Origin of the sequence: Paenibacillus lutrae (assembly GCF_009757775.1) — a bacterium.
In the GTDB taxonomy this organism is placed as follows: domain Bacteria; phylum Bacillota; class Bacilli; order Paenibacillales; family NBRC-103111; genus Paenibacillus_F; species Paenibacillus_F lutrae.
The window spans coordinates 45,092-53,849 of sequence record NZ_RHLK01000021.1 but is presented as its reverse complement, the minus strand read 5'-3'; the positions used below and the strand labels follow the sequence as shown (position 1 = coordinate 53,849).

At 45.9% G+C, this 8,758-nt stretch carries 13 protein-coding genes and 1 pseudogene; 7 read left to right on the top strand and 7 right to left on the bottom strand.

Annotated elements, in window-relative coordinates; genetic code table 11:
• The 3 genes and pseudogenes from EDM21_RS25155 to EDM21_RS22910 form a co-directional block, all read right to left on the bottom strand.
• A pseudogene (locus tag EDM21_RS25155) lies at positions 1-164 on the bottom strand (IS5/IS1182 family transposase); the annotation flags it as partial.
• Between the two features lie 127 nt (positions 165-291).
• Positions 292-450 (bottom strand): hypothetical protein, encoded by a 159-nt coding sequence (locus EDM21_RS24665; RefSeq protein ID WP_166542145.1) that lies wholly within the window; start codon positions 448-450, stop codon positions 292-294.
• 44 nt (positions 451-494) lie between these two features.
• The gene (locus EDM21_RS22910; RefSeq protein WP_157338700.1) at positions 495-953 is read right to left on the bottom strand and encodes a Dps family protein; all 459 of its coding nucleotides are present in this window, start codon (positions 951-953) and stop codon (positions 495-497) included.
• 193 nt (positions 954-1,146) lie between these two features.
• On the opposite strand from EDM21_RS22910, the gene EDM21_RS22905 reads away from it, so the two are divergent.
• The 6 genes from EDM21_RS22905 (at position 1,147) to EDM21_RS22880 (ending at position 4,801) form a co-directional block, all read left to right on the top strand.
• Positions 1,147-1,605 carry a DUF948 domain-containing protein gene (locus EDM21_RS22905; protein ID WP_157338699.1) on the top strand — a complete coding sequence of 153 codons (459 nt, stop codon included), beginning with the start codon at positions 1,147-1,149 and terminating at the stop codon, positions 1,603-1,605.
• Between the two features lie 123 nt (positions 1,606-1,728).
• Positions 1,729-2,064, top strand: coding sequence for an STAS domain-containing protein (locus tag EDM21_RS22900; protein ID WP_068775465.1), 336 nt, complete (start codon positions 1,729-1,731; stop codon positions 2,062-2,064).
• A 20-nt stretch (positions 2,065-2,084) separates the two neighbouring features.
• Entirely contained in the window at positions 2,085-2,534 is a 450-nt protein-coding gene (rsbW, locus tag EDM21_RS22895) for an anti-sigma B factor RsbW (protein WP_157338698.1), read from the top strand.
• A complete protein-coding gene (locus EDM21_RS22890) occupies positions 2,531-3,307 on the top strand; it encodes a sigma-70 family RNA polymerase sigma factor (RefSeq protein WP_157338697.1) in 777 nt (258 codons plus the stop codon). Before rsbW ends, EDM21_RS22890 begins: the two co-directional genes overlap by 4 nt.
• Before the next feature lie 93 nt (positions 3,308-3,400).
• Positions 3,401-4,351 (top strand): CorA family divalent cation transporter, encoded by a 951-nt coding sequence (locus EDM21_RS22885; RefSeq protein WP_166542144.1) that lies wholly within the window; start codon positions 3,401-3,403, stop codon positions 4,349-4,351.
• 135 nt (positions 4,352-4,486) lie between these two features.
• Complete coding sequence (locus EDM21_RS22880) at positions 4,487-4,801, top strand: hypothetical protein (RefSeq protein WP_157338696.1); 315 nt, start codon at positions 4,487-4,489, stop codon at positions 4,799-4,801.
• A 160-nt stretch (positions 4,802-4,961) separates the two neighbouring features.
• Here EDM21_RS22880 and EDM21_RS22875 read toward each other — a convergent pair whose 3' ends face one another.
• The 4 genes from EDM21_RS22875 to EDM21_RS22860 all read right to left on the bottom strand — a co-directional run bounded on the left by EDM21_RS22875 (position 4,962) and on the right by EDM21_RS22860 (position 7,173).
• Positions 4,962-5,285, bottom strand: a complete 324-nt coding sequence (locus tag EDM21_RS22875) for a DUF5665 domain-containing protein (RefSeq protein ID WP_235918332.1) — start codon at positions 5,283-5,285, stop codon at positions 4,962-4,964.
• A gap of 137 nt (positions 5,286-5,422) precedes the next feature.
• Complete coding sequence (locus EDM21_RS22870) at positions 5,423-5,824, bottom strand: YtxH domain-containing protein (RefSeq protein ID WP_157338694.1); 402 nt, start codon at positions 5,822-5,824, stop codon at positions 5,423-5,425.
• A 74-nt stretch (positions 5,825-5,898) separates the two neighbouring features.
• On the bottom strand, positions 5,899-6,159 hold the full coding sequence (locus EDM21_RS22865; RefSeq protein ID WP_157338693.1) for a GlsB/YeaQ/YmgE family stress response membrane protein: 261 nt from the start codon (positions 6,157-6,159) through the stop codon (positions 5,899-5,901).
• A 99-nt stretch (positions 6,160-6,258) separates the two neighbouring features.
• A complete protein-coding gene (locus EDM21_RS22860; protein WP_157338692.1) occupies positions 6,259-7,173 on the bottom strand; it encodes a LysR family transcriptional regulator in 915 nt (304 codons plus the stop codon).
• A 137-nt stretch (positions 7,174-7,310) separates the two neighbouring features.
• On the opposite strand from EDM21_RS22860, the gene leuC reads away from it, so the two are divergent.
• Complete coding sequence (leuC, locus tag EDM21_RS22855) at positions 7,311-8,732, top strand: 3-isopropylmalate dehydratase large subunit (RefSeq protein ID WP_157338691.1); 1,422 nt, start codon at positions 7,311-7,313, stop codon at positions 8,730-8,732.
• Positions 8,733-8,758 lie beyond the last annotated feature (26 nt).

Here is an 8,758-nt window from a genome sequence, read left to right as displayed (position 1 = left end):
GGTCGTCCCATTTCGGCGCTATATTTGTCTCGAACCAGATCGTAGATGAAAGTGAAGTCGATGGCATTCTCGATTTTACGTACTAAATGATGCTTAGGTACTAACTCGTCCAAGGAATGAACGGAAATTTGAAAGCGACCTTCGTTATTGCTCTTACTCAGCATTTTTTACACCTCGGCTCACCGTTTTACTTACTAATTCGATAAAAAAGCCTGTAGACCCTGCTCCTTACGGAACTTTGTCTACAGGCTGAACCAGCCTATAAGGCTGGTCATTTATATTCTATACCTATTAGAATTTAGGGAATACATATTGCACTAGGAAGTAAAGGAAGCCAAAGAAGATAATCATATAAGCTGCATATTTGATAAAGGTAGAAGCGACTGCACTGGAGTCTGACCTTTTCTCAATATGCCGCTTTTCAATTTCGACATTCTTGTCTTGATCCATGGGAATCCCTCCTTCCTAGGGGTATTGCCGATGCAAGTTATCTCTTAGTCGTTCATATAAGATTCCAGCATCCAAATGTGTTTCTCAAGGTTCATGCAAATTTCAGTAATCATATCCGCCGTGCCGTGATCGCCGCTTTCTTCAGCTGCTTCAATGAGCTCTTTGGATTCTTCGGTAATGGTCTTGAAATCTTGAACAAGTTCCTCGACCATTTGTCCGGCGTTACGTTCAGGTGAAACTTCTTTAATCGAAGAGTTAGCTTGGAATTCTTTCGTTGTAGATAACGGTTTGCCTTTCAATTGAAGAATACGCTCTGCAATTTGATCTAAGTATAGGTCTGCTTCTTTATACAGTTCTTCGAATTTAACGTGCAGTACAAAGAAGGAAGGACCTTTCAAGTACCAATGGAACTGATGAAGCTTGACGTACATGACCGCCCAGTTTGCGACCTGTTTATTCAAAAGAGTTACGGTTTGCTGTTCTTTGGTTGCTGTTTTAGCCATGGAATAGTTCCTCCTTAAATATCGATCTTTGGGATCAATCTTGTAATGGTGTTCTACATGTTGATTACCCGGTGGCACCTTCGCCGAAACAAGTTCAAATAACTGTTTCAATGCTCTGCCGCAATGGTTACTAATGATAGAACACGGATGAAACCTATCAAATTAGGTGCAGGCATAAGAAGGAGGAATGTTCATGATTTGGCAAATAAGTGTAGCTCTCATTGCAATCGCGTTTGTGGTACTCGTTGTTTTCTTAGTAAAAACTCTTCGTTCGGTAACGGAGCTGGTCGCTCAAACGAACCAGACCATTCAGCAGGTGCAGCAGCAGCTGACAGTAGTAAGCCAAGAAGCCAATGAGTTAATACGTCATACCAATGAAGTTAGTGTGGATGTGCGCAATAAACTGCAGGCTTTGGACAAAACGTTCTATACCATTAAGAATGTCGGCGATGTGGTGAATGAGATTTCAACATCTGTCCGCCAGACGTCAGCAACCGTAACAAGCACTATGAGAAATAAGGTAGAGAAGGAACTCAACTCTCCTAAAAGTATCGTGAATCGGATTGCTCCACTTGTTCCCGTTGCTTTGGATATGTGGAAGAGAATCAAGCAAGTACGCTCTACGGAGAACAAAAGCGTAGCCGTCAAATAAGACGGCTCTTACAAATTAGAAAGCGGAACAAAAAAAAGTTGTTTCATAAGCCCTGGAATAGGGTAATGTAGGAGTATGCTTTAATCTTATATAGGCGGGTCATTTACTAAGGAGGCCAATTCAATGGTGCAAGAGAACAAATTTAGAATGGAAAAACAACTCACGGATGATGATAATATCATCTCCTTGATCGGAGAGTTAGACCTCTCCAAAGCTTCCGAATTCAATTCAGCGATTGATCCGTTCGTTCAAGAAACCAATCGCAAGCTTATTCTTAACCTTAAAGAATTGACATATATCGACAGCACGGGCATTGGAGTGATTTTGACGATTATCAAAACCCGTCATGCTCTCAAAGCTCCTTTTGGAGTGGAGAATATTCCTCCCAAAGTACAGAAGTTGTTTGATCTGACCGGGTTAACCCCGTTCTTGTCCGCTGTAGCTAATACTGTTAATTAAGAAAGGATAGAAAAGGGTATATGGAATCGAATAATCGAACTGTACGTTTGACACTGCCTGCGGAAGCTGACTATATCGACCTCGTTCGTTTAACGTTGTACGGGATCAGCTCCAAAATGGGCTTCTCTTATGAAGATATCGAAGATATGAAAGTAGCAGTTTCAGAAGCATGTAACAACGTGGTTGTTCATGCCTATGAGCCTGGTCAAGGCGGGAATATGGAAGTTCATTTCGAAGATATCGACAATGGACTGAGAATTCTTGTACAAGACCAAGGACTTAGCTTTGACCATGACAGAAAAGTGCGCTCAGCCGATTCACTTCACAACAAATCGCTGGATGAAGTGAGCAGCGGAGGCCTAGGGTTATATTTGATGCAGGCCTTAATGGACCATGTGGAAGTGAAAGGGGAACAAGGCACAGTTGTTATTTTAACGAAGATGGTCAGCAAAAGTGAGGAAATGGTATGAAATTACAATCCGAGAGGAAAGAGATGGAGCATATCCATGATCTGATTCGACAGTATCAGGAGACTGAATGCAATGATATCGCTACCTCTTTGCTTATCCAATATGAGTCTACTGTAAAAATGGCAGCATCGAAAATGTCCCGAAACCGGCCGGATCTTCATGAGGATCTGGTCCAGATCGGCAACATTTCTCTGCTTAAGCTGTTTAAGCAGTTTGATCCTACACTGGGTGTGCAGTTTGATGCTTATATGATGAAAAGTATTATTGGTCATATGAAGAATTACCTTCGTGACAAGTCCTGGTATATTCAAGTTCCGCGGCGGATTAAAGAAAAGGGATTTCAAATTCAGCAGGCAATCGATCATTTAACCATGCGTTTGGAACGTTCGCCTAATGTGAATGAAATTGCGGAAGAGTTAGGTCTGACCGCCGAAGAAACGATTGAAATCTTGGCAGGACGGGAATGCTATCATTATGTATCCTTAGACATGCCTTTATCCACTGAAGAGAACGGATCAACTATTGGAGATGTGCTAGGTACGCAGATTGATGAGTATTTGAACGTCGACAATAAGCTCGACTTGCAAGAAGCCATGAGTCATCTGAAGCCCGAGGAACAGAAAGTACTGATGCTTGCCTATGTGGATGGTTATTCGCAACGTACAATAGCGCAAGATCTCGGTGTCTCCCAGATGAGCGTGTCACGTATTCAGCGTAGAGCATTAGATAAACTTCGGAAGTATTTTGAGAAGAACAAACCTAATGCGGATTGACGGCAAGCATGATTGCACAAAAGAACACGTTGCGAGACGTGTTCTTTTTGTTTGGACAATGATTTCAAATTTGGATCAGAAGGGGGATAATCAGTGGCTGAGCAGAAAGATAAAGATCTTCAATCCGATAAGCAATGGATCTGGCATAACCTGCAGGACAAAGAGGGAGATTTAAGAGCTGCTCTGGACAAACTTCCTGATGAAGTCAAATCTTCCGTTAAGGAGGCGGCCCAGGAGCCGTTTGAAGCCCGTATTTACCGTCACGAGCAGAGTGAATTGCTGGAAGGGGCTTTTTACTATGATTTCGATGCTAAGTGTAGAGAAGGTACTCCGCTGTTTCATTTTCTGGTGAATGTAGATCACTTGGTCACCATTAATTTTGATCTCTCCTTGCTGGAACCTTTTAAAGCTGAGACGATCGAAGAACAAGTCTTGAGTGCAAATAATGCTTTAGAGGGGCTTTTTGTACTGCTCGGTTATATTGCGGAGAGGCTCCTCCACGAATTAACGGATTATGAGAAAAGAATGCATGAGGTAGGAGAAGAGATGCGCAATAAGAACAATGCCAAACTCCTTGATCGCATTCTCGACCGACGGTATGAACTGCTGGATATAAGCAAGTGGTTCAGACCCCTTAAGGATACCATTATGACAACGAAAGAGCTCTTCGTGGAGGATATGGAGGAAGGGATTGAACACCGCAGGACGTCAATTAAGATCGAACGGATCACAACAAGGCTGGATCTCTATAAAGAGGAGGTAGAAGCTCTTCTTGCGTTGGACACCAGTATCGCAAATTACCGCGGTAATGAGATTACGAAGACGCTGACGGTCTTTACGACCGTATTTGCGCCGCCGACTTTATTGGCTGGGATATGGGGGATGAACTTCGAGAAAATGCCGGAACTCGAGTGGGAGACGGGCTATTTCATTGCTCTTGGTCTGATAGCCATTCTTCCGGTGATCGTATTGGGCTGGTTGTACTATAAAGGTTGGACAGGGGATATTATCAAAGGTAAACGAAGGGATTCGAACCTGAAATAAGCTTGCATGACCCTCCTGTTCTAAAAAACTCGTGCTGTCTCTGGAAGGAACCGGTTTCAAGGGCTCGTCTATATGGGTATTATAAAGGTATAACCAATTCACACAAATCCCATTACAATAAAGGCGGTGAACCGTATGACAGTCAAATATACGATCGAATGCGAAGGCAGCGAGATTCTGGTTCGAGAAGTAGACAGCACAAATTATCAGTTGTGTATAAGAGCTTCATCCAATCCGCTGAGTAAAGGAAACCTGTTAGAGACGTATTCGGAATACAATCGTGCCATACGTGCAGCGGATCACTTTTGCCAATCTTACGCCCAAGCCAAGGAACATGGTTTTTATTTGCAGGAGACCTTCCTGGTCAAACCGGATAAAGAACCAATTCCGGTAGCAGCGATTTTGAATGAAGAAATGAAGCGGGAACAAGTCGATGCTCTTTTTGTCTAAGAATAAGTTTCATTAAAGGCCAGCAGATCTATTGCTGGCCTTTTGTAATGGAGCTTCACAGAATGCAGGAACTTCCTCTCAAGAAGAAACAGCCCTATCCGAAACCCGCTAAGCCGGCTGCCGATAGGGCTGTTTTATAGGATGAGAAATTTGTTCTCTCTTACTTATACATATCCACATATGAAACGATTTTGGCAATAAACTCACCAATGATCGGCATGGAGACGAACTGGGAGACGAGCCAGCCGAGGAGAGCAATGACAACTGTAGTCCCGATCGTTAACCCTAGCCCTCTGGCAAGGCCGGCTGTGAAGTTCGTTATAATGCGTTTGCGCGGATTGAGGTAATTCTCAATCAGATCCTTGTACTCGGAGCGTTCCAATGTAGTCGCAAGCCGTTCCAGCGCCAGTTCTTTCTTAGAAGGCTCCTGCGAAGGAATAGGGACCTCTCCAGGAACCGGATGCTTACGGGTGGGTGGGGACATGTTCATCAAGGTTCACCTCTGTCGTTAAGTTGGTATGGGGCGCTATTGCGGCCTCTAACAAAAACAGCCAGCTCTCCGCAGAGAAGCTGGCTGCCGATGTTGGAGGAACGGATGCGATGCACGTTCTCACAAGTCGCTTAATTCATCGGTTTGTTCGAGTTATGATCCGTTCCGTTAACCAGTTGATTTGTGCTTTTATCATTCATGTCTTTGACATCATCAAGTTTATTCTGAGCGGACGATTCAGCGCTGCTCAACAAATCTTTGGATGTGCTGGCTGCACTACTAACCATTTCCTTGGAGCGGTCAACCAGTGTGCTTGTTTGTTCGTTAACGCGTGTAGCTACATCCGCAACTTTTGTTTTGGCTTCAGCAGCCATTTCTTGACCCTTCGCTACCCATTCGGAACATTTGATGGATAAATCGTCTCTGAATTCACGACCTGATTTCGGGGCAAGCAGCAAAGCAGTCAGCGCACCGACACCTGCACCTACAAGAGTACCTAGCAATAAACCGGTTCCTTTGGATTCGTTAGACATTTTGATCCATCTCCTTTTAAGTTAAAGTGTTATAACACTGGTACATTTATACTAAATGTGGAAGTGTTCTTGGATTAAGCGTTACTACGGTTGAAAGCACGGCTGATCATACCGATCAGGAAAACAAAGAGGGCTGCGCCGATTATAGCCGGGATTACTGCGAAGCCACCGATTTGGGGACCCCAATTGCCCAGTAATAAAGCTCCGAGCCAAGCTCCCACAAAACCAGCGATCATGGAGCCGATAATGCCTCCGGGCATATTGCTTCTCACAATTGCATCACCAATTATCCCGATGACCACGGCCATTATGATGGTAATAATCAGTCCAATCATGGTTCCACTCTCCTCTTGTCTTAATTAACTTGCCGTACCAATTTGTACCCGGCAGGGGGAGAGATGAAACAAAAGAAGGGAAAGAAGGGCTGGAACTCCTTACAGATGAGTGCCTTGCTCAAGCATCACTTTCTGCATGGTTTGGATAAACGCCTCGGAGGCTTTAGACAAGTAGCGGCCCTTGCGATGAGCGATAACCAGCGTGCGGGAAGGATGATTGTGCAAAGGCAAATGTACCGGCGACAATTCACTGCGATTGCGTTTGGAAATGAGATACGGGACGAATGCAATCCCCATTCCCGCGGCGACGAGGGATTGAACGGTTTCCATGTTGCTGCTTTCAAAGACAATGCGGGGAGTGAAGCCTGCATCCTGACACAATTTCACGTTGATCTTGCGGAATCCCTGGCCTTTTTTTAATGCGATGAATGATTCATTCTCCAGATCCGCGATATCAACCGGTTTCCCGCTGTTTAAGTGACGGATCGCCAGCGGATGGTTCGGCGGGAAAGCAATGACGATTTCTTCATCCAGAAGCGGGGTGTAGACAAGCGTATCTTCCTGCATGGGGAGAGCAAGCAGCGAAATGTCCGTCTGCCCGCTTAAGGTTAGCTTCTCCAGATTGGATGATGTTTCTTCCACAAGGATGACTTCAATATCGGGATAGGCTGCCTGGAAAGCCGGCAGCACATAAGGCATGATAGTCGAGCCGGTAATCGGCATACTGCCGACCACCAGCCGTCCTTTCTTCATAAGGGAGATGTCTTCCATTTCCTGCTTTAACTGCTCCAGGCTGTCTAGAATGCTCTGGGCTTTCTCTACAAAAATCGAACCCGCATGCGTGAGTTCAACGGAATTTGTACTGCGCTGGAAAAGTAAAACGCCAATTTCGCGCTCTAGTTTGGATAGCTGCTGGCTCAGAGAGGGCTGAGCTATATGAAGTTTTTCGGCTGCACGAGAAAAATTACGTTCAATCGCGATTTGAACGGCATATTGAAGTTGACGAAGTTCCATGCGGGAATCCCCCCGGTGAGTTTATTGGTTTTACCTATCAAGGCTATAGTTATTATATCTTGGAACAATGAAGAAGGAAATGGTAGCATGGAGTTATTCAAAGTTAGATAAACGGAATCTTTATCTGGGGTGACGACATGAGCAAAAGAACATTATTCGAGAAGATTTGGGATAACCACGTTATTAATCAAGAAGAAGGCAAGCCGAGCATTCTTTATATCGACCTCCATCTGGTCCATGAGGTTACTTCGCCGCAAGCATTCGAAGGACTCCGCTTAAGCGGCCGTCCGGTACGCCGTCCGGAACTTACTTTCGCGACGATGGACCACAATGTACCTACACAAGATCGTTTCAATATCAAAGATCCGATTTCCAAGCAGCAGATTGATACGCTGTCAAAGAACTGCAGTGATTTCGGCGTTACGCTGTTCGATCTCAACCACGTGGATCAAGGCGTTGTACACGTTATGGGTCCGGAACTTGGACTTACCCATCCGGGTAAGACGATTGTCTGCGGCGACAGCCATACGTCGACACACGGTGCGTTCGGCGCACTTGCTTTCGGAATCGGTACAAGTGAAGTGGAGCACGTGCTTGCTACACAAACCCTGCAGCAGTCCAAAGCGAAGACGCTTGAAGTCCGCGTTAACGGCGCTCTGCCGGTCGGCATTACGGCTAAAGATCTTATTCTTGGCATTATCGCCAAGTACGGGACAGATTTTGCAACTGGCTACGTTATTGAATACACAGGCGAAGCTATCCGCAACCTGACGATGGAAGAGCGGATGACGGTTTGTAATATGTCCATTGAAGGCGGCGCGAGAGCAGGACTTATCGCTCCCGACGAGACTACTTTCAATTATCTGCGCGGACGTCAGTACGTTCCGCAAGATGCTGCTTTTGACGAGGCAGTTGAGGCCTGGAAGCTTCTTCAGACGGATGAGGGCGCAGAATATGACCTTATTCTGGACTTCGACGCGACTACTCTCGTACCGCAGGTGACTTGGGGAACCAGCCCGGGCATGGGAACTGGCGTAACCAGCAATGTTCCGAATCCTGCGGAAATGGAAACCGAGAACGAACGCAAAGCAGCCGAGAAGGCGCTTGAATATATGGGTCTTGAGCCGGGCACTCCAATGACCGAATTGAGCATTGACCGCGTATTTATCGGTTCCTGCACGAACGGACGGATAGAAGATCTCCGCCGTGCGGCAGCTGTTGCCAGCGGTTATAAGGTTAATCCGGGCGTGAATGCCATCGTCGTCCCGGGTTCCGGACGCGTCAAGCTTCAGGCCGAAAAAGAAGGACTCGACAAAATCTTTGTCGAAGCCGGATTCGAATGGCGTGATGCGGGCTGCAGTATGTGTCTGGCAATGAATCCGGACGTGCTTAGCCCTGGTGAGCGCTGTGCATCTACATCCAACCGTAACTTCGAAGGCCGTCAGGGACGCGGAGGCAGAACGCACCTCGTTTCTCCGGAAATGGCGGCAGCCGCCGCTATTGAAGGACATTTTGTAGACGTCCGCGGCTGGAAGTATAAAGTGGCACAGGAAGCGTAATTAACCGATCAGGAAGCGAGGAGAAC

Excerpts from the sequence above, each read along its gene's own strand:
- leuC (WP_157338691.1), top strand. The coding sequence starts at position 7,311 with ATGAGCAAAAGAACATTATTCGAGAAGATTTGGGATAACCACGTTATT.
- EDM21_RS22870 (WP_157338694.1), bottom strand. The coding sequence starts at position 5,824 with ATGTCTAACGAATCCAAAGGAACCGGTTTATTGCTAGGTACTCTTGTA.
- EDM21_RS22890 (WP_157338697.1), top strand. The coding sequence starts at position 2,531 with ATGAAATTACAATCCGAGAGGAAAGAGATGGAGCATATCCATGATCTG.
- EDM21_RS22905 (WP_157338699.1), top strand. The coding sequence starts at position 1,147 with ATGATTTGGCAAATAAGTGTAGCTCTCATTGCAATCGCGTTTGTGGTA.
- EDM21_RS22910 (WP_157338700.1), bottom strand. The coding sequence starts at position 953 with ATGGCTAAAACAGCAACCAAAGAACAGCAAACCGTAACTCTTTTGAAT.
- EDM21_RS22880 (WP_157338696.1), top strand. The coding sequence starts at position 4,487 with ATGACAGTCAAATATACGATCGAATGCGAAGGCAGCGAGATTCTGGTT.
- EDM21_RS22875 (WP_235918332.1), bottom strand. The coding sequence starts at position 5,285 with ATGTCCCCACCCACCCGTAAGCATCCGGTTCCTGGAGAGGTCCCTATT.
- EDM21_RS22900 (WP_068775465.1), top strand. The coding sequence starts at position 1,729 with ATGGTGCAAGAGAACAAATTTAGAATGGAAAAACAACTCACGGATGAT.
- EDM21_RS24665 (WP_166542145.1), bottom strand. The coding sequence starts at position 450 with ATGGATCAAGACAAGAATGTCGAAATTGAAAAGCGGCATATTGAGAAA.
- rsbW (WP_157338698.1), top strand. The coding sequence starts at position 2,085 with ATGGAATCGAATAATCGAACTGTACGTTTGACACTGCCTGCGGAAGCT.
- EDM21_RS22865 (WP_157338693.1), bottom strand. The coding sequence starts at position 6,159 with ATGATTGGACTGATTATTACCATCATAATGGCCGTGGTCATCGGGATA.
- EDM21_RS22860 (WP_157338692.1), bottom strand. The coding sequence starts at position 7,173 with ATGGAACTTCGTCAACTTCAATATGCCGTTCAAATCGCGATTGAACGT.